17 protein-coding genes, 1 other RNA gene and 2 pseudogenes are annotated in these 18,143 nt (G+C 71.6%); 10 read left to right on the plus strand and 10 right to left on the minus strand.

The annotated features are described in order from the left end of the window. Positions 1–17: 17 nt before the first annotated feature. Together LMU33_RS12180 and LMU33_RS12185 are read left to right on the plus strand one after the other, a co-directional pair. Positions 18–1,031 (plus strand): Gfo/Idh/MocA family protein, encoded by a 1,014-nt coding sequence (locus LMU33_RS12180; protein WP_372477953.1) that lies wholly within the window; start codon positions 18–20, stop codon positions 1,029–1,031. Between the two features lie 268 nt (positions 1,032–1,299). Further along, positions 1,300–2,058 (plus strand): SDR family oxidoreductase, encoded by a 759-nt coding sequence (locus LMU33_RS12185; protein WP_228619972.1) that lies wholly within the window; start codon positions 1,300–1,302, stop codon positions 2,056–2,058. Between the two features lie 220 nt (positions 2,059–2,278). Here LMU33_RS12185 and LMU33_RS12190 read toward each other — a convergent pair whose 3' ends face one another. Continuing rightward, positions 2,279–3,535 (minus strand): D-alanyl-D-alanine carboxypeptidase family protein, encoded by a 1,257-nt coding sequence (locus LMU33_RS12190; RefSeq protein ID WP_228619973.1) that lies wholly within the window; start codon positions 3,533–3,535, stop codon positions 2,279–2,281. Between the two features lie 200 nt (positions 3,536–3,735). Between LMU33_RS12190 and LMU33_RS12195 the strand changes: the two genes are divergently transcribed. Together LMU33_RS12195 and LMU33_RS12200 are read left to right on the plus strand one after the other, a co-directional pair. Further along, on the plus strand, positions 3,736–5,100 hold the full coding sequence (locus LMU33_RS12195) for an ABC transporter permease (RefSeq protein WP_228619975.1): 1,365 nt from the start codon (positions 3,736–3,738) through the stop codon (positions 5,098–5,100). Between the two features lie 35 nt (positions 5,101–5,135). Beyond that, positions 5,136–5,866, plus strand: a pseudogene (locus LMU33_RS12200) (ABC transporter ATP-binding protein). A 21-nt stretch (positions 5,867–5,887) separates the two neighbouring features. Here LMU33_RS12200 and LMU33_RS12205 read toward each other — a convergent pair. Together LMU33_RS12205 and LMU33_RS12210 are read right to left on the minus strand one after the other, a co-directional pair. Then, a complete protein-coding gene (locus LMU33_RS12205; RefSeq protein WP_228619977.1) occupies positions 5,888–6,865 on the minus strand; it encodes an aldo/keto reductase in 978 nt (325 codons plus the stop codon). A gap of 53 nt (positions 6,866–6,918) precedes the next feature. Next, positions 6,919–7,245 carry a nuclear transport factor 2-like protein gene (locus LMU33_RS12210; protein WP_228619978.1) on the minus strand — a complete coding sequence of 109 codons (327 nt, stop codon included), beginning with the start codon at positions 7,243–7,245 and terminating at the stop codon, positions 6,919–6,921. 147 nt (positions 7,246–7,392) lie between these two features. Here LMU33_RS12210 and LMU33_RS12215 point away from each other — a divergent pair, with 147 nt between their 5' ends. From LMU33_RS12215 to LMU33_RS12230, 4 genes are all read left to right on the plus strand, one after another. After that, on the plus strand, positions 7,393–7,938 hold the full coding sequence (locus tag LMU33_RS12215; protein WP_228619980.1) for a DoxX family membrane protein: 546 nt from the start codon (positions 7,393–7,395) through the stop codon (positions 7,936–7,938). Positions 7,939–8,007: 69 nt separating this feature from the next. Continuing rightward, on the plus strand, positions 8,008–8,406 hold the full coding sequence (locus tag LMU33_RS12220; RefSeq protein ID WP_228619981.1) for a MazG-like family protein: 399 nt from the start codon (positions 8,008–8,010) through the stop codon (positions 8,404–8,406). A 191-nt stretch (positions 8,407–8,597) separates the two neighbouring features. Continuing rightward, on the plus strand, positions 8,598–9,026 hold the full coding sequence (locus LMU33_RS12225; RefSeq protein WP_372477954.1) for a hypothetical protein: 429 nt from the start codon (positions 8,598–8,600) through the stop codon (positions 9,024–9,026). Between the two features lie 7 nt (positions 9,027–9,033). Then, on the plus strand, positions 9,034–9,279 hold the full coding sequence (locus tag LMU33_RS12230; protein ID WP_228619984.1) for a hypothetical protein: 246 nt from the start codon (positions 9,034–9,036) through the stop codon (positions 9,277–9,279). A gap of 198 nt (positions 9,280–9,477) precedes the next feature. On the opposite strand, the gene LMU33_RS12235 is transcribed toward LMU33_RS12230, so the two are convergent. The 5 genes and pseudogenes from LMU33_RS12235 to LMU33_RS12260 all read right to left on the minus strand — a co-directional run bounded on the left by LMU33_RS12235 (position 9,478) and on the right by LMU33_RS12260 (position 14,630). Next, the gene (locus tag LMU33_RS12235) at positions 9,478–9,987 is read right to left on the minus strand and encodes a hypothetical protein (protein ID WP_228619986.1); all 510 of its coding nucleotides are present in this window, start codon (positions 9,985–9,987) and stop codon (positions 9,478–9,480) included. Positions 9,988–10,578: 591 nt separating this feature from the next. Further along, positions 10,579–10,981: RNase P RNA component class A (gene rnpB / locus LMU33_RS12245), an RNA gene on the minus strand. A 118-nt stretch (positions 10,982–11,099) separates the two neighbouring features. Next, positions 11,100–11,879: pseudogene (locus LMU33_RS41950) on the minus strand (DMT family transporter); the annotation flags it as partial. Between the two features lie 22 nt (positions 11,880–11,901). Beyond that, the gene (locus LMU33_RS12255) at positions 11,902–12,723 is read right to left on the minus strand and encodes an AraC family transcriptional regulator (RefSeq protein WP_228619989.1); all 822 of its coding nucleotides are present in this window, start codon (positions 12,721–12,723) and stop codon (positions 11,902–11,904) included. 422 nt (positions 12,724–13,145) lie between these two features. Continuing rightward, positions 13,146–14,630, minus strand: coding sequence for an RNB domain-containing ribonuclease (locus LMU33_RS12260; RefSeq protein ID WP_228619991.1), 1,485 nt, complete (start codon positions 14,628–14,630; stop codon positions 13,146–13,148). Positions 14,631–14,704: 74 nt separating this feature from the next. Between LMU33_RS12260 and yaaA the strand changes: the two genes are divergently transcribed. Continuing rightward, positions 14,705–15,487 (plus strand): peroxide stress protein YaaA, encoded by a 783-nt coding sequence (gene yaaA, locus LMU33_RS12265; RefSeq protein ID WP_228620485.1) that lies wholly within the window; start codon positions 14,705–14,707, stop codon positions 15,485–15,487. Positions 15,488–15,559: 72 nt separating this feature from the next. Then, on the plus strand, positions 15,560–16,231 hold the full coding sequence (gene eda / locus LMU33_RS12270) for a bifunctional 4-hydroxy-2-oxoglutarate aldolase/2-dehydro-3-deoxy-phosphogluconate aldolase (protein WP_228619993.1): 672 nt from the start codon (positions 15,560–15,562) through the stop codon (positions 16,229–16,231). On the opposite strand, the gene LMU33_RS12275 is transcribed toward eda, so the two are convergent. Together LMU33_RS12275 and LMU33_RS41645 are read right to left on the minus strand one after the other, a co-directional pair. Then, entirely contained in the window at positions 16,203–17,366 is a 1,164-nt protein-coding gene (locus tag LMU33_RS12275; RefSeq protein ID WP_228619994.1) for a bifunctional RNase H/acid phosphatase, read from the minus strand. The two genes, eda and LMU33_RS12275, sit on opposite strands and share 29 nt — an antisense overlap. A 22-nt stretch (positions 17,367–17,388) precedes the next feature. After that, positions 17,389–18,132, minus strand: a complete 744-nt coding sequence (locus LMU33_RS41645) for a zinc ribbon domain-containing protein (protein WP_308280774.1) — start codon at positions 18,130–18,132, stop codon at positions 17,389–17,391. Positions 18,133–18,143: the final 11 nt, after the last annotated feature.

Genomic DNA, 18,143 nt, shown 5'->3' on the forward strand with positions numbered 1-18,143 from the left:
GACCGATGGGTGGGGCGATGGTGGAGCAGAAGGTGCGCTGGGGGATTCTCGCGACGGGCGGGATCGCGGCGGCGTTCGCGGCGGACCTGGTCGATCTGCCGGACGCGGAGATCGCGGCGGTGGCCTCGCGGCGGCCGCAGTCGGCGGAGGCGTTCGCCGAGCGGTTCGGGGCGGCGCGGGCGTACGGCGACTGGGAGTCGCTGGCGGCGGACCCGGCCATCGATGTCGTGTACGTCGCCACTCCGCACTCGGCGCACCGCGCGGCGGCCGGGCTGTGTCTGGAAGCGGGGCGGAACGTGCTGTGCGAGAAGCCGTTCACGCTGAACCTGCGTGAGACGGAGGAACTCGTCGCGCTGGCGCGGGAACACGACCGCTTCCTGATGGAGGCGATGTGGATGTACTGCAACCCGCTCATCCGGCGGCTGAAGGCGCTGGTGGACGACGGGGCGATCGGCGAAGTGCGCACCGTACAGGCAGACTTCGGGCTGGCCGGTCCTTTCCCGCCCGCCCACCGGCTGCGGGACCCGGCCCTCGGCGGCGGGGCGCTGCTGGACCTGGGCGTGTACCCGGTGTCGTTCGCGCAGCTGCTGCTGGGCGAGCCGGACGCGGTCACGGGCAGCGCGCTGCTGTCGCCGGAGGGCGTCGACCTGCAGACGGGTGCGGTGCTGTCCTGGGAGAGCGGAGCGATGGCCGCGCTGCACTGCTCGATCGTCGGCGGTACGGGCGGCACGGCCTCGGTGACCGGTTCGCACGGCCGGATCGACGTGCCGTCCGGCTTCTTCCACCCGGAGCGGTTCGTGCTGCGCCGCGACGGCCGTGATCCCGAGGAGTTCGCCGCCGACCCGGCCGACGGACCGCGCACCACCCTGCGTCACGAGGCGATCGAGGTCATGCGGGCACTGCGGGCGGGCGAGAAGGAGTCGCCCCTGGTACCGCTGGAGGGCTCACTGGCGGTGATGCGCACGCTGGACGCGGTGCGGGAACGGATCGGGGTGCACTACCCGGGCGACGCGGTCACGGTACCCGCGTGACGCACCCTCCCGGGAGGGCACTCGCGGCGCCCGCGTGCCCCGGCGGTCCAAGGAGACAGTCCCGGCGACCGCGTGATCCGGTGGCCCCGAAGGGCACTCGCGACGACCCGCGGTGGGTTTCGATGCGGATCCGGCCGCCGTCGCGCGGTGGATGTCGTCCTCGGCGGTGGGCACCCGGTCGCCGTCGTGAGGTGGCCGCCATTCCGCGGTAACCGTATGGCGGACACGGCATTCCGCATGGCGGACTTGCCGCCTACGCTGCGGTGCCATGACTGACAGGGAATCGAAGATCGCGGTGGTGACCGGCGCCGGGTCCGGCATCGGGCGGGCCGTCGCCGTGGAGCTGCTGCGGGCCGGATGGTCGGTGGCGCTGGCCGGCCGGCGCACCGAGACGCTGACGGAGACCGCGGCGCTGATGCCGGAGGGCGCCTCCGTCGCCGTACGCACCGACGTCTCCCGGCCCGAGGACGTGGAGGCGCTGTTCACGGCCACGGTGGACCGGTTCGGGCGGGTGGACCTGCTGTTCAACAACGCGGGGACCTTCGGGCCCGGCGGGGTGCCGGTGGAGGAGCTGTCGTACGACGCCTGGCGGCACGTGGTGGACACCAACCTCAACGGCGCGTTCCTGTGCGCCCAGGCGGCGTACCGGCGGATGAAGGAGCAGGATCCGCAGGGCGGCCGGATCATCAACAACGGGTCCATTTCCGCCCATACACCCCGTCCGCTCTCCGTCGCCTACACGGCGACCAAGCACGCGCTGACCGGCCTCACCAAGTCCCTGTCGCTGGACGGGCGGCCGTACCGCATCGCCGTCGGGCAGATCGACATCGGCAACGCGGCGACCGACATGACGGCCCGGATGCAGACCGGCGCGCTGCAGGCGAACGGCGAGATGGTCCCGGAGCCGGTGATGGACGTGGCCGACGTGGCGCGAACCGTGCGGCACATGGCCGAGCTGCCGCTGGAGGCGAACGTGCAGTTCGCGACGGTGCTGGCGACGGCGATGCCGTACATCGGGCGGGGCTGAACCCACCGCCGCAAGCGGAATTCGAACATCCGCGGTATTGCGGCATGTCGAGCCTATATGCTCAACTTTCCTTCACGAGAGCTTCACAGTTGGAGCACGTGGATTCCGCAGCCATCACCGAGGGGGGATGCGGCGGCCGTTCCACCGGGCCGGAGTTGGGGGTGGACCTCGCGACGGGACGCGAGGTACACGCCGGCCGGTGGAACGGCCGCCGCACTGTTCAGCGCCGGTGCCGGCCCCCGGGCTCCGTGGCGTCCGCGGCCCCGTCGGACCTCTCGGCCCCCTTGGACCGCTCAGGCCCCTTGGGCGTCTCGGCCTCCTCGGACACCCCGGCCGCCGCGACCGCCCTGCGCCGCCGCTTGACCACCATTGCCCCGGCCGCCGCCAGCAGCAGCGCCGTACCGGCCGCGCCCTCCACCAGCCGTCCGGCGGACGGGCCGCCGGAGCCCGAGGAGGACACGCCGGCCGCCGCCCGTGCCGCGTTCCGCGCGGGCGCCGCACTCGCCTTCGCCCCGCCCTCGCTGAGCGGATCGACCAGCGTGCCCACGGCCCGCGCCGAACGCCCCCGGCCGAAACCCCAGTCGAGCAGCGCGGCGGTCTGCTCGTAGACGGCGTTGCTGCCCTCGGCGGGGTGCATGACCGTCACCAGCAGGGTGCGGCCGCCCCGGGTGGCCGCACCGGTGAAGGTGTTGCCGGCGTGGCTGGTGTAACCGTTCTTGACGCCGATCAGGCCGTCGTACGTCCTCAGTCCCCACGCCCCGGTCAGCAGGCGGTCGGTGTTCTGGATCTGGAAGGTCTTCTTGCCGCCCGCCGGGAAGTCCGCGGTCCGCGTGCCGCAGTAGCCGCGGAAGTCGGCGTCCTTCAGGCCGTGACGGGCGAACAGCGTGAGGTCGTACGCCGAGGAGATCTGGCCCGGGTGGTCGAAGCCGTCGGGGCTGACCACATGGGTGTCCAGGGCCTGCAGGTCCTCCGCCTTGGCCTGCATCTCGGCGACCGTCCTGGCGATGCCGCCGTTCATGTGGGCGAGCACGTGCACGGCGTCGTTGCCGGAGCGCAGGAACACGCCCTGCCACAACTGCTCGACGCTGTAGGTGATGCCGGGCTTGATGCCGACCAGGCTGGAGCCGGCCGGGACGTCGGCCAGGTCGGAGTCCCGCACCGTGTACCGCTCGGTGCGGTCGAACTTCTTCAGCACGGTGTCCGCGAACAGCATCTTCAGCGTGGACGCGGGCGGGAGCCGCCGGTGCGCGTTGAACGAGGCGAGAACCTCGCCGCTCGCGCAGTCGGCGATCAACCAGGAGAGGGCGGAGAGCTTCTCGGGCAGTCCGGAGGCTCCGCGTACCTGGACGCCCCTACGGGCCAGTTGCTCGCCGCCGATCACGGTCGCGGCGGACGCCGGAGTGGTCGCGGACAGGGGAAGGGCGGCGGCCGTCAGTCCGAGGACGGCACGTCGGCTGAGCCGGGAACATTCGCGCACTCGGGGACGGTACACCGCGCCCAGCAGCGGATTCGGCAGCGCGGGCCCGTCACGGCCGTGGAATTTGCCACGTTATGAAAATCCGATGAGTTACTCGGTTTTCTCAGCCCTTGCACGCCCCTCGCCCAGGGTGGCTCAAAGGTTCCTCCCTAGCTTGTGGCCGCGCCCACAGCGGGCGCCAAGAAGCTTCGAGGAACGGGATGTTTGGCATCTATCTCAAGCGCGAGCTGAGCCGCCGCAAGAAGACCGCTCTGGTCGTCGCGATGGGTCTGGCGCTCGGTATCGCGCTGGTCATCACCGTCAACTCGGTGTCGGCCGGCATGACGCAGGCGCAGGACAAGGTCCTGAAATCGCTCTACGGCCTCGGCACCGACATGACCGTCACCAAGGCCCGGTCTGCGCCCACGGCGGGCAGCTCGCAGGGGCCGCGGTTCCAGTTCGACGCGAAGTCGAGCAGCAAGACCAGCCAGAGCTCGGACCGGGTGATGACCCAGGGTGGTCAGGCCCTGAAGTCCTCACTGGTCCAGCGGGTCGCCGCGCAGCAGGGCGTCGCCTCGGCGGTCGGGGCCCTGTCCCTGAACGTCACCAAGGTCGACGGCTCCTTCACCCAGGGCAAGGCCCAGTCGTCCGGCAGCGGCGGGCAGCAGGGCGGGCCCGGTGCAGGCGGCGGTGGCCAGCCGCAGGTGCAGGGCGGCGGCGCCAGCTTCAACGTCAACAGCTACTCCGTCGCCGGCGTCGACGTCACGAAACAGGACCTCGGCCCGCTGGCCACGATGAAGATCACCTCCGGGAGGACCTTCACCCCGGCGCAGACGGACGCGAAGGTCGCGGTGGTCGCCAAGTCGTACGCCAAGGAGAAGAAGTACAAGGTCGGCTCGACCTTCAAGATCTCCGGCACCACGTACGCCGTCACCGGCATCGCGACGCCCGACAGCGGCGAGTCCACCACCGACGTCTATCTGCCGCTGAAGCAGGCCCAGTCGCTCGGCGACGCCGAGGACGAGGTCACCACGATCTACGTCGAGGCGGCCGACTCGAAGCAGATCGCGGCGGTGAAGAAGCGCATCCAGGCGAACGTCTCCGGTACGACGGTCACCACCTCCTCCGACCTCGCCGCCACGGTCTCCGGCTCCCTGTCCACCGCCTCCGACCTCGCCACCGGCGTCGGCACGTGGCTGTCCGTCGCCGTGCTCGCCGCCGCGTTCCTGGTGGCCGCGCTGCTCACCTCCGCCGCCGTCTCCCGGCGGGTGCGCGAGTTCGGCACGCTGAAGGCGCTCGGCTGGCCCAGCCGCAGGGTGACCCGGCAGGTGGTCGGCGAGTCCGTCGTCAACGGCCTGATCGGCGGCGGCCTCGGCATCGCCCTCGGTCTCGCGGCCGCCTGCACGGTCACGGCGGTCAGCCCGAAGCTCACCGCGCAGCTCGGCAGCACGGGCGGCGCCATGGGCGGCGGCCCCGGCGGCGGTCCCGGGCAGCAGTCGGCGAAGAACACCCTGGAGATCGCGCTTTCCGCGCCCGTCTCCCCGACGACCATCGCGCTCGCCGTCGGCCTGCGCAGCGTCGCATGACTCCCCACCCCTGCCTTCCTCACCTTGGAGCACCCATGTACAGACTCACCGTCGTCACCAAGCGCTACACACGGGGCAAGGAGACGGTGGACGCGCTGCGCGGCATCGACCTCACCATCGCCGACGGCGACCAACTGGTCATCCAGGGCCCGACGGGCGGCGGCAAGTCCACCCTGCTGCAGATGATCGGCGGCCTGGACCGCCCGTCCTCCGGCAGCGTGGAACTGGACGGCGTCGACCTGGCGACCACCGGCGAGGCCCGGCTGACCCGGCTGCGCGCCGAGAAGATCGGCATCATCTTCCAGTCCTTCAACCTCATCCCGACGCTCACCGCCCAGGAGAACGTCGAGACGGCCCTGGTCCCGCTCGGCGTCAAGCCCGCCGAGCGCCGCGAGCGGGCGGCGAAGACCCTGCGCTCGGTCGGCCTCGGCGAACGCCTGACCCACGTCCCCTCGGAGATGTCCGGCGGGCAGCAGCTGGGGGTGCCCCCAGGCCCTTAAGGCACTGGGGGAGCGTCGCGATCGCCCGCGCGCTGGTGAAGAACCCCAAGGTGCTGCTGGCCGACGAACCCACCGGCAACCTCGACGAGGGCACCCGCGACGACATCATGGCCCTGCTGGAGGGCCTGTGGCGGGAGCACGGCCTGACCTTCGTCCTGGTCACCCACGACTCCTCCATCGCCCGCCGCGCCCCGCGCCTGGCCACCATCGAGGCCGGGACGCTCACCCTGACCGAGCAGCGGCAGCACAGCGGCTACGGCTGCTGAAGCCAGCCGAGGCGGAGCCGCTCACCTGCCCAGGACCCGGTCGATCTCGGCCAGTTGCCCGGCGGTGAGCGGCCCCTTCTCGATGGCCCCCGCGTTCTGCTCGGCCTGCGCGACCGACCGGAAGCCGGGGATGGGCACGGTGCGCGGACTGCGGGCCCAGATCCAGGCCAGGGCACCTTGGGCGACGGTACGGCCGCCGCTGGTGAGAACGTCCCGCAGGGCGTCGACACGAGCCACCCAGTCGTCGTCGGCCCCGTCGCCGTCGTACCCCTGCATCCAGGCCGGCGGCCGGCTCCGGATGTCCCCCGCCTCCAGCGGCCCGCTCCGCCGCCCGGCCAGCAGCCCCATGGCCAGCGGACTGCGGTTGATGCTCGCAAGCCCCATCCGCTCGCACATTTCGAGGAGTTGCGGCGCGTCCTGGAGGACGTTGAGGGCATGCTGTACGGCCGTGCAGTGCGGTCCCTCGGCGAAGACGGCGGCGCGGTCGGGGTCGTCGGTGCTCCAGGCATAGGCGCGGATCAGCCCTTCCCCGACCAACTCCTCGCACAGGTCCCGCAGTTCGGCGCCGCGCGCCGGATCGGCGTCGGACAGGTGGAACTGGTACAGATCGATGTGGTCGGTGCCGAGGCGGCGCAGGGAGGCGGTGAGGGCGCGCCGGGCGTACTCCGTGGTGTCGTCGCCGCCGGTGAGGGTGCGGGTGTCCGGATCGAAGACGTTGCCCCACTTGGTGGCGAGCACGACGTCGTCGCGCCGCTTGCCCAGGGCGCGGCCGAGGACGGTCTCGCTGTGTCCGGTGCCGTAGACGTCGGCGGTGTCGAAGAAGGTGACACCGAGGTCGAGCGCACGGCGTACCGCCCGCACGGTCTCCTCGTCGTCCACCTTCCCCCAGCCGAGCGGCTGTCCGTCGGCGGACTGCCACTCCCCGCCGATGGCCCAGCAGCCGAAGCCGAGCGGGCTGACTTCGATCCCACTGCGTCCCAGAGTTCGCTTCGTCGTCATGCCCAGGGACGCTAGGAGTTGAAGCGCACGCGAAGGCAAGCCCCAGGAGCCTTTTACGCCTGCCCGGTCTCGAACCGCGAGATCCGCCCGTCGTCCTCGACGATGAAGGTCCACTTGGTGCGCATCTCGCCCCAGGCGTCGTTGCGATAGCGGGCGATCAGGGCCCGGCCGCCGTCGGACTCGTTGTCGACCTCCAGGTGGCCGTTGGAGGAGAAGATCTCCCGGTCGATCCACTCGGCGAGGTCACGGTCGGAGCCGTCGTCGGCCATGGTGGCGCCGGGGGCGAGCAGCGCCATGAAGCCCTCCCTGTCGTGGGAGTTGACGGCGTTGACGAAGGCCCGGACGGCGGGATCGCTGAGTTTGGCTGGCTGAATCGTCATGGCGCAAGGCTCACACCACTGCCCCGGACCCGCCACCCGAACGCCGTCCACAGCGGGCCCGTCGGCGTGAAACCTGCGACGGTGGAAACACGAGCCTCTCCGTCTCTGCGTCTCTGCGTCTCTCCGCCTCTCCGTTTGGGAGTCACCGTGAGCTGTTTCGACCGACGTGACCTGGGCCTGTTGCTGCTCCGGCTGGGAACCGGCGGCGTGCTGGCCGCGCACGGCGCGCAGAAGCTGTTCGGCTGGTTCGGCGGACACGGCCTGGAGGGCACGGGCCAGTTCATGGAGTCCGTCGGCTACGCGCCCGGGAAGGCGAGCGCGACCGCGACCGGCTTGGCGGAGGCCGGCGGCGGCACCCTCCTCGCCCTGGGCCTCGCGACCCCGGCGGCGGGCGCGGCGGCGGCCGGAGCGATGGCCGGGGCGGCGATGGTCCACATGCCCAACGGCTTCTTCGCCCAGGAGGGCGGCTACGAGCACGCGGCGAGCCTCGGCCTCGCGGCGGCGGGCCTCGCGGTGACGGGCCCCGGCCGCCTCTCCCTCGACCACGCCCTCGGCCATGTCTTCGACCGGGGCTGGATGGTGCCGGTGGCCCTGGGCGTCACGGCTGCGGCGACGGCACTGGTGATCGGGGCGCGGAACCAGCGGGTGCGGACGAAGACGGAGGGGGAGCAGGAGGTGCTGTTCGAGGAGTAGCAGACCGCCGGCAGCCGGCAGCCGACGGCCGGTACGGCGCGGTGCCGGAGCCATGGGAAGCTGCCCGGCATGACCGATCAGGACACCACCGGCACCACCGCCACGGCCCTCTGGCCGACCATCGACGAACTCTGGTCCCGTCTGGAGGCCACTCGCAGGCACGCAGGTCAGGAGGGTCTGCTCCTGCGCATTCTGAAGCTGTCGGAAGAGGTCGGCGAAGTCGCGGAGGCGGTGATCGGGGCCACCGGCCAGAACCCCCGCAAGGGCGTCACCCACACGTGGGAGGACGTCCAGGCGGAACTGTGCGACGTGGCGATCACCGCGCTGGTGGCACTTCGGACGCTGACGCCTCAGGCACGGGAGGTGCTCGAGGAGCATCTGGAGGCGGTACGGGAGCGACCGCTGAAACCACCGACAAGCCCGGAACCCCGACAGACACCCGAACCCCGAGCACCACGCCGGCCCTAGCCGCGCACTCCGGTCCCCATCCGGAAGGTGCGGCACGTCAGTCGGCTTGTGTCTTGATCACTCGATAGCAGTGAAGCGAAGGGAATCCTGCAACCACCTGTCACAAGATCCGGTTGTCCCAGGTACTCATCAGGAGACCACCGGGAGGGACCGCCTTGCGCCTGCGCCACTTCACTCGCCTCGCCACCACTCTGACCGCGACGGGAGTCCTCGCCCTCGCCGCCCCCGCCGGCGCGCATGCCACAGCGATCGGCACAACTCCCGTACGCACCTTTGAGTACAGCGTTGGCGGCATGACCATGAAGATCCCGACGGGATGCATGTTCACGCACATCATCCGTGGCAGCGGCAGGCGGATCACCTACCAGAACGCCGGCGTCGACTGCGCGTTCGTCGCGGCGCTCAGCAGTGGGTTCTGCAACTGGCGCATCGACTTCAGCTACGCCGACACCAACAACCGGACCTACCGCACGTCCCGAGGGAGGACGCACACCGAGTGCAAGATCGATCCGATGCGGAACAACTCTCCTCAGACGCTGCCTCGTTATGGAAAGGCGTGCGCCCAGCTCTATGTAAACGGAGTGCGCCGCGTGACCCAGTGCCACCACATCACGAAGTGAGCCCTTCATGGTCGAGCAGCAAGAGAGTGACAAGGCGGAACAGGCCCGGGAAGCGCGGCGGCGGGGAGCCGGGGTCGTCGCGTTCCTCGTGGGGCTCTTCGTCACGCTCGCCTTCTTCGCCTTCTGGCCCGGACTGCCGCACATCATCGACTGGGGAGCCGTCCTCGCCGCCATGGTCGTCGGCGGGCTCGCCCGCTGGTCCTGCCGGTCCTGGATGACGAGGACGGCGCGCAAGAAGCCCGGAAGTCTCTGAGCGGCGGGCCGGCAGACGAGTCGGGCTGTACACCGGGGGCTGTCGAGCGCTCGGTCCAGCCCCGGTGACGGACCACGATGCACAACACGCGTTCGGCTGTCTGGGCGGGCTCGCCGGCCCGCCCATGCTGGCGGCGGCAGCCACCGTGTGCGCGGGGCCGGCCGCGCTCACCGTCGCCGCGCGACACTCGATGGACGGCTACGCCCGCGGCAAGGGCCCGCCGCGCATCCAGCGGTACCCCTTCGGAAGCGGGCTTCCCGGCGGGACGAAGGACCATCCACTCCGCCCGCCGAGCCGCCCGATCGCCGGTCGGCGCAGGACTTCCTCGAACCAGGCCGCGGCGATCGCCCCCAGCTCCTCCGGGTCACCGGAGGACTTCACCGTTGTCACCGACGGGTTCTCCTCGGGCCAGTAGCTCTGGTTGTGCACAGCGCTGCACAGGAGTTCGTCTTCGACCAGAAAGGCCCCGAGGGTCAGAATGACACGCTTCTCGAAAAGATCGCTGACGTCGACGATCAGGCGCAGTTCGCCTTTGTCTTCTTCGGCTTCATCGCCGTACAGCTCCTCCCCCGGCTCGTAAACCAGCACCGTCGTGTCCCGAGGCAGGCATTCCGGCCAATTTCGAGCGTGCGACCTCACATGGCCCACGAAGGCCCTCTGCCGGCCGTCCAATTCATCGTCTTCAACTTCGAACCAGTCGTCATCCACGGCGTCACAATAGCCCATGCGGAAGTCCGGTTCTCATTCTCGGATGTTACTCGCCTCGAACACCACGTCCTCTGCCATGGCCATACTCTCCGCATCGAGTTCTGCGTACTCTTCCGCTTCGGCATCCGCCACCGCCTCGGAATTCTGGAACGCGGCGAGGCGTCCCCCTACTCCAGCTACGACGGACGAGCGGTCGGGCCAGCTGGGATTCGAGCGGCCCGCCGATCGAGGGCGCGGCGAAGGCGAGGCCGTACTGCGACGGCGCGACCCCGAGTCGGCCGAGTATCAGCAGTCGCATCCTCGCGTCGTTTAGAGTCGAAGTACTCGAATCTTTTCTCGTTAAGGGTCGCCACAATCAACAAGGTGACGGGGACGGCTACTTCGAAAAACAGGGATTGGACATACGCATGTCCTTCCCTGACGACGCCCCAGAGAGGCTCAAGAAAGGGCCGCAGATTAAACCCCGGCCGCGGTGCACATCGCGTCCACCACACCCCGGGAACACCAGGAAACCGCAGATACAAGCGAGAACCCCAGCCGTACGCATCAGGGCCCCGGCCAGGGCGTTTCCCCTGGTCAGGGCCCTAATGGCAGACGAGTCGGGCTGTACGCCGGGTTCTGTTCCCCGGTGCCCTCGCGGGCGTCGGGGCGACGGCCATCCATCTAGGGCCGGTGTTGCCACCGGCCTCGTGCGGTCTACCCGCGGACTCGGGCGGGCAGCCCTCGAGCGTCCGCGCAGAAACACCGGAGTGTTTCCTTTTGACCTTGCTCCGGGTGGGGTTTACCTAGCTGCCCAGGTCACCCTGGGCACTGGTGGTCTCTTACACCACCGTTTCACCCTTACCAGGGGCCTGAGCCCCGGGCGGTCTGCTTTCTGTGGCACTGTCCCGCGGGTCACCCCGGGTGGCCGTTAGCCACCACCCTGCCCTGTGGAGCCCGGACGTTCCTCGGGAAGCCCCCTAGGGGGACTCCACGCGGCCGTCCGCCCGGCTCGTCTGCCGTGTCGACCATGGTACCGGGCGCCGGGAGCGGCGCGGACCCGCAGCCGCCGTCGCCAGGACCGAGCCGGTCAGGATCAGCGCGAAGGCCACCAGGATCGTGGGAGTCAGCGGCTCGTTCAGGAAGACCGCGCCCGCCGCCACCGCCACCGCCGGGTTGACGTACGTGATCACCGTCGCCCGCGTCGGGCCCGCCTCCTTGATCAGCTCCAGGAACGCCACGAAGGCCACCGCCGTGCAGAGCACGCCCAGGCCGGCCAGGGCCAGCAGGGCGGAGGAGGACGGGACGGAGGACGGGCGCGTCGCTGTCGCCAGCGGGGCGTAGACCAGCGCTGCCAGGGTCAGGCAGGCCGAGGTCAGGTGGAGTGACGGGACGTCCTTCATGCGGCGCGCCGCTATCAAGGGAGCGGTCGCGTAGCCCACGACCGTCACCAGGACCTCCGCGAGGGAGCGGCCGTCGCCGCCGGTCAGGTGGGGCAGGGTCAGGACGGTCACGCCGGCCAGGCCGAGGGCGAGGCCGGACAGCCGGCGGGCTCCCAGGTGTTCCGTGTCGCCCAGGAGACGGGCCGCGATCAGGCCCACGATCGGCACCCCCGCGATCAGCAGGCCCGACGTCGAGCTGGACAGGTGCCGTTCGGCGTCGGTGAGGGTGAACCAGGGGATCATGATCTCCAGGCACGCGAAGGCCAGCATGGGGCGCCAGTGGGTGCGTACGGTCGTGAGCAGGCCGCCTTGCCGTACGGCGAAGGGGAGCAGGAGGGCCGCGCCGAGTGCGCAGCGCGTGAACACCAGCACCGGCGGGGACACCTCGGTCACCGCCACCTTGATCATGAGATAGGGGATACCCCAGATCACTCCCATGAGGGAGAACAGGAACCAGCCACGTGCAGTCATACCGCGAGTTTCGGCCGGCGTCTCACCGGGCGTCTTGAACGCTGTTGCGGTACGCCGCCGGCGTCACCCCGAGCACCCTGCGGAACCAGCGGGTCAGGTGGGCCTGGTCGGCGAAGCCCACCAGGCCTGCCACCTCGGCCGGGCGCAGGCCGGTCTCCAGCAGTCCTCGCGCCCTGCTCACCCGGTGCTGGGCGAGCCAGGCGTACGGGGGTATGCCCATGGTCGTACGGAAGGCGCGGAGGAGCTGGTAGCGGGACAGGCCCAGCTCGGCCGCGAGGTCGGCCAGCGGTGGGGGCGCCGTGAGGTCGTCGGCGAGGCGGTCGCGGACCGTCAGGGCGATCGCGCCTGCGCCGGGGATCTCGTCGCAGGTGGCTCTGGCCGTGGAGTGGCGGCGGGCCAGGGCCGTCAGCAGCCAGGGCAGGACGGACTCGGCCTGCAGCGGGTCCGGGCAGGCGGCGAGTTCCGCGTGGGCGCGGCGCAGGGCCCTGGCCAGTTCGGGGTCGTCCAGGAGGGGTTCGCGGAAGTGCGGGAGGCCACCGAGGGTGCCGTCGGCCAGGAGGGACGGCTCGGCGTACAGGGCGCGGTAGGCGTAGCCGTCGGTGGCGTTGCCGGGGCCGCCGGTGTGCATCTCGCCCGGGTCGAGGACGACGATCGTGCCGGGGCCGGTGCGGATGTGGCCGCCCCGGTAGTCGATCACCTCGCTGCCGCCGACGCAGACGCCGATCGTGTACTCGTCGTGGGCGTGCGGGGCGTAGGTGTGCCGGCGGAAGTTCGCCGTCAGCAGGTCCAGCGGAGGCCCGCCGTGGCCCAGCCGGGCGCGCGTCCACAGCGCTTGTTCCGCCATCCCCCATCACCCCTTCCGGCCAAGAGTGCAACGCCCTCGGGCCCCGATTCCATGCCGCGTCCAGGGCGGCGTCCGCGGGAATCCGGCCGTGGATCCCCAGGATGACCGTGCCGTGGGCGAAGGCCCAGGTGGCGTGGATGGCTGCCGCCAGCACGTCGGCCGGCTCCGTGAACAGCTGCGCGGTCGGTCAGGCGGCGACCTCACGCACCGGATCGCCCGCCAACAGCCGACGCGCCGACGCGCCGACGCGCCGACGCGCCGACGCAGAGCATGCGGTACGCGGCCCGCGTGGTCCGCCCCCCTGCACCGGCACCGGAGGCGCTGCGGCGGTACGGCGTCCATGCGGACTGCGGATAACCCTGGACGCGATCAGCGCCGTGCGCCGGGAGACGCGGAGGACCCCGGCACGCTCGTCAAGGCGTTCATGCCGCGGTGAAGAGGATCTTCGCCGTGCCCGGGTCGGCCTGGACCAGCCGGACCCGCAGGTGTTCGCCCAGCGGCAGCCGGTCGCCCTCGATGCGGCCGGTGACCGCCGGGGAGTCCACCTGGACGGTGCCGACGGTCGGCCGGTGCTCGTCGACGTCCACCACACAGCCGGCGAAGACGTCACCGACCCGATCCCTGAGCAGGGCCGCCTCGACGATGTCCACGCACTCGCGCTCGACGGTGCCGGCGATCCGGGAGCCGTCGGCCATCCGCCGGGGCAGCGCGTCGAGCGCGGCGAGCACCCAGTCGGGCGGGGCCTGGCCGGCGACGGCGGCGAGGCAGAGCTCCGTGGCGTAGCGGTCGGCGAGGCGCCGCAGCGGGGCGGTGCAGTGGGCGTACGGGGCGGCGACGGCGGCGTGGGACGTGATCGCGGGGAGGACGCCGTCCCGGAAGACGGTGTAGCCGGCGCCGCGCAGCAGGGTCGTGCACTCCTGGAGGAAGGCCGCGTGATGGGCGTCGTGCGGGTCCAGGGTCCGGATCAGCGCGGCGTACGACACATGGTGCGGCCAGTCGATGTGCAGCGCGGTCGCGGTACGGCGGAGGCGGGATACGGCGCCGTCCGGGGCGGCCGGCAGGGTGCGCAGGACGCCGGTGCCGTACGCGAGCATCAGGTCGGCGGCGGCCATCCCGGTGAGCAGGGAGAGCTGCGCGTTCCAACCCTCGGCGGGCAGCGGGGCCCGGTAGCCGAGGACGTAGGTGTGGTCCTGTTCGGTGATCTCCTGCTCGGGCACGTTCAGGGAGATGCCGCCGCGTTCGGTCTCCTGCCGTTCCCGGGCCTCGCCGATCTCCTTGAGCAGCGCGACCGGCTCCTCGGCGGTCCGGGCGTCGATCTCCTTCTGCACGCGAGCGCAGTCGAGTCCGGCGCGGCTGCGGACCAGGGCGCGGCACACGTCGACGGCGATGGTCCGGCCCTCCGCGTCCAGGTCGATCGTCCACAGCACGGCCGGGCGGACCTGGTCCGGCAGCAGGCTTGCCGCGCCCTCGCCGAGCACGGTGGGGTGCAGCGGGATCCTCCCGTCGGGGAAGTACAGGGTGTTCACCCGCCGGTTCGCCTCCGCGTCCAGCGCCCCGCCGGGTACGACGAAGGCGGCGACGTCGGCGATGGCGTACCGGACCCGGTAGCCGGTGCCCTGCCGGGAGAGGTGCGCCGCCCGGTCGAGGCCGGTGGGCTCGAGAGGCGGTCGCCAAGCGGCGGGTCGGAAGGGTGGTGGCGGGCGACGGGCGGGCGGGTCGAGGGTGAAGAAGGGGATGTCCGTGGCGTCGTACGACGGCAGGGCGGGCGCTTTCGCCGCGCGCTCGGCCTCGGCCCGGACCTCGGGCGGGAAGTCCTGCGGCAGCCCGAGCTCGGCACGCAGCGCGGCGAGGGCGGCCCGCAGCGGGGCCTCGGGGGCGCCGGTCACGCGGATCTTGCGGCGGGGCATACAGCGAGCGTAGGTCGGGGCCGCGGGGGCGGCACGCCGTACGCTGTCGCGGAGGTCTACGTGAGGAGTACGTGTTGCTGGTCCTGCTGCCGCCCTCGGAAGGCAAGGCGAGCTCGGGCGAGGGCGCCCCGCTGAACCTGGAGTCGCTGTCCCTGCGGGGGCTGACCGCCGCGCGGGAGGCCGTGCTCACCGAGCTGGTCGAGCTGTGCACCGGTGACGGGGAGAAGGCGCGCGAGGTGCTCGGGCTGAGCGAGGGGCTGCGCGGCGAGGTCGCGAAGAACACCGGGCTGCGAACGGCCGGCGTCCGCCCCGCCGGGGAGATCTACACCGGTGTCCTCTACGACGCCCTCGGCCTGGCCACCCTGGGCCCGGCGGCACGGAAGCGCGCGGCCGACTCGCTGCTGGTCTTCTCCGGGCTGTGGGGCGCGGTGCGGGTGACGGACCCGATCCCCTCCTACCGCTGCTCGATGGGCGTGAAGCTGCCGGGGCTCGGCGCGCTGGCCGGGCACTGGCGGGCACCGATGGCCGAGGTGCTGCCGGAGACGGCCGGGGACGGCCTGGTGCTGGATCTTCGCTCCTCGGCGTACGCGGCGGCCTGGAGGCCGAAGGGGGAGCTCGCGGGGCGCACGGCGACCGTACGGGTGCTGCACGCGCCCACCCGGAAGGTGGTCAGCCACTTCAACAAGGCGACCAAGGGCCGGATGGTATGGAGTCTGCTGACGGCCGGTGCCGCGCCCGGGAACCCCGCCGAGCTGGTGGATGTGCTGCGGGAGCTCGGGTACGTCGTCGAGGGGGAGGCGCCGGGCAGGGCGGGCAAGGCGTGGTCGCTGGACGTGCTGGTGGAGGAGATTCACTGACCGAGCCTTCGAGGCATTGCAGTATGCGCAACGGTCATTGCGTGTGCTGCAGCCGCTGGGCACGATGAGGGCATGACGTCACCGCTGCCCTCCTCTTCGGCTGCCTCCGTGCTGGATCTCGCGCCCGTCGTGCCCGTCGTGGTCGTCTCCGACGTCGCCGACGCCGTACCGCTGGCGCGGGCGCTGGTGGCGGGCGGGCTGCCGGCGATCGAGGTGACGCTCAGGACGCCGGGGGCGCTGGACGCGATCCGGGCGATCGCCGCGGAGGTGCCCGGGGCCGTCGTCGGCGCGGGCACGGTGATCACGCCGGAGCAGGTCGGCGCGTGCGTGGCGGCGGGGGCGCGGTTCCTGGTCAGCCCGGGGTGGACGGACGCGCTGCTGGCGGCGATGTGCGGGTCCGGGGTGCCGTTCCTGCCCGGGGTGTCGACCACCTCGGAGGTGGTGGCGCTGCTGGAGCGCGGGGTGCGGGAGATGAAGTTCTTCCCCGCGCAGGCGGCGGGCGGTACGGCCTATCTGAAGTCGCTGGCCGGACCCTTGCCGCAGGCCCGCTTCTGCCCGACCGGCGGGATCGGGCCGGCGACCGCGCCGGAGTATCTGATCCTGCCCAACGTCGGCTGCGTGGGCGGCAGTTGGATGATCCCGGCGGAGGCGGTGGCCGCCGGGGACTGGGCGCGGATCGAGGAGCTGGCGCGGGGCGCGGCGGGGCTCGCCGGGCTCAGGGACGCAGGTGGGACGTGTCGTTGAACAGCCGTACGCTCGCGTTGCCGTCCGCGTAGTAGGCCACCGCCGACAGGGAGGCCGCCGACAGCTCCATGCGGAACAGGGACTCGGGCGGGGCGCCGAGGGCGAGGCGGACGAAGGTCTTGATCGGGGTCACATGGCTGACCAGCAGGACCGTGCGGCCCGCGTGGGCGGCGACCAGCTTGTCACGCGTGGCGGCGATCCGGGTGGCCGTCTCGGCGAAGCTCTCGCCGCCGCCGGTGGGGTGGGCCTCCGGGTCGGCGAGCCAGGCGTTCAGGTCGTCGGGGTGGTGCTCGCGGACCTCGCCGAAGGTGAGGCCCTCCCAGGCGCCGAAGTCCGTTTCGCGCAGGCCCTCTTCGATCGTCACGTCCAGGCCGAGGCGGGTGGCGACGATGGCTGCGGTTTCGCGGGTGCGGGTGAGGGGGGAGGCGATGACGGCCTGGACGGTGCCGCGCCTGGCGAGTGCCTCGGCCGTGCGGTGGGCCTGTTCGCGGCCGACGGCGGAGAGGGAGGGGTTGGTGCCGCCGCTGCCGGAGAAGCGTTTCTGAGGGGTGAGGGGGGTTTCGCCGTGCCGGAGCAGCACGAAGGTGGCGGGGGCGCCGAGGTCGGGTGCGCTGCTCCAACCCGGTGTCGAGACGTGCTGCTCGGCGGGGGCAGTGGTGCGCTGCTCGCCGAGAGGTGCCGCGACGTCCAGCGCTGCCGTGGACCGGGACGGCGACCACTGCTCTCCCCTCACCCCCGCGTCCATCGCCTCGTTCGCCAGGCGGTCCGCGTGCTTGTTCTGCTCGCGGGGGATCCACTCGTACGTGACCTGCTCCGGAGGGAAGATCGACCTCGCCTCCGTCGCCAAGGGCTTCATGTCGGGGTGTTTGATCTTCCAGCGGCCCGACATCTGCTCGACGACCAGCTTGGAGTCCATGCGGACGTGGACCCGGGCCGACGGGTCGAGGGCGTGGGCGGCGCGGAGGCCGGCCACGAGGCCGCGGTACTCGGCCACGTTGTTCGTGGCGACGCCGAGGTATTCCGCAGCCTCGGTCAGCTCCTCGCCCGTGGCCGCGTCACGCACCACCGTGCCGTAGCCCGCGGGCCCCGGATTGCCCCGCGACCCGCCGTCCGCCTCGACGATGAACTCCCGCACCCCTGAAGCCCCTTACCGACTCTTAAAGACCCGACTCGGCCGTACGCACCAGGATGCGGCGGCAGTTCTCGCAGCGCACCACCGTGTCCGGAGCCGCCGCGCGGATCTCGTTCAGCTCGGTGATCGCCAGCTCCTGGCGGCAGCCCTGGCAGGTGCGGGCGTACAGCTTGGCCGCGCCGATGCCGCCCTGCTGCCCGCGCAGCTTTTCGTAGAGCTTGAGCAGGTCGGCGGGGATGCTGGCCGCGATGACCTCGCGCTCCTTCGTCACCGTCGCCACCTCGCCGTCGATCCCCTCGAACGCGGCGTCCCGGCGAGCGCTCGCGTCGTCGATCTTCGACTGCACCGACGCGACGCGCTCGGTCAGTTCGCTCACCCGCTCCTGCGCGGCCTCGCGGCGCTCCATGACCTCCAGCACCACGTCCTCCAGGTCGCCCTGGCGCTTGGCGAGGGAGACGATCTCGTGCTGGAGGTTGGACAGGTCCTTGGGCGAGGTGACCGCGCCGGAGTCCAGGCGCTGCTGGTCCCGGGCGGCGCGCTGACGCACCTGGTCCACGTCCTGCTCGGCCTTGGTCTGCTCGCGTGCGGTGTCGCTCTCCTCGGTCTGCGCGGCGACGAGCAGGTCCCGCAGCTGGGTGAGGTCCTTGTTCAGCGAGTCGATCTCGGCGTGCTCGGGCAGCGACTTCCGCTTGTGCGCGAGCTGCTGCAGGCGGACGTCGAGGTCCTGGACGTCGAGGAGTCGGATCTGGTCGGCGGGCGCGGCGTTCAGTTGGGGGCTCC

The sequence above is a fragment of the Streptomyces barringtoniae genome (assembly GCF_020819595.1).
In the GTDB taxonomy this organism is placed as follows: domain Bacteria; phylum Actinomycetota; class Actinomycetes; order Streptomycetales; family Streptomycetaceae; genus Streptomyces; species Streptomyces barringtoniae.

Bases quoted from the DNA above. Each gene is read 5' to 3' on its own strand.
- LMU33_RS12185 (WP_228619972.1), top strand. From the start codon at position 1,300: ATGACTGACAGGGAATCGAAGATCGCGGTGGTGACCGGCGCCGGGTCC.
- LMU33_RS12260 (WP_228619991.1), bottom strand. From the start codon at position 14,630: ATGCCCCGCCGCAAGATCCGCGTGACCGGCGCCCCCGAGGCCCCGCTG.
- LMU33_RS12255 (WP_228619989.1), bottom strand. From the start codon at position 12,723: ATGGCGGAACAAGCGCTGTGGACGCGCGCCCGGCTGGGCCACGGCGGG.
- LMU33_RS12195 (WP_228619975.1), top strand. From the start codon at position 3,736: ATGTTTGGCATCTATCTCAAGCGCGAGCTGAGCCGCCGCAAGAAGACC.
- LMU33_RS12220 (WP_228619981.1), top strand. From the start codon at position 8,008: ATGACCGATCAGGACACCACCGGCACCACCGCCACGGCCCTCTGGCCG.
- eda (WP_228619993.1), top strand. From the start codon at position 15,560: ATGACGTCACCGCTGCCCTCCTCTTCGGCTGCCTCCGTGCTGGATCTC.
- LMU33_RS12210 (WP_228619978.1), bottom strand. From the start codon at position 7,245: ATGACGATTCAGCCAGCCAAACTCAGCGATCCCGCCGTCCGGGCCTTC.
- LMU33_RS12180 (WP_372477953.1), top strand. From the start codon at position 18: ATGGTGGAGCAGAAGGTGCGCTGGGGGATTCTCGCGACGGGCGGGATC.
- LMU33_RS12230 (WP_228619984.1), top strand. From the start codon at position 9,034: ATGGTCGAGCAGCAAGAGAGTGACAAGGCGGAACAGGCCCGGGAAGCG.
- LMU33_RS12205 (WP_228619977.1), bottom strand. From the start codon at position 6,865: ATGACGACGAAGCGAACTCTGGGACGCAGTGGGATCGAAGTCAGCCCG.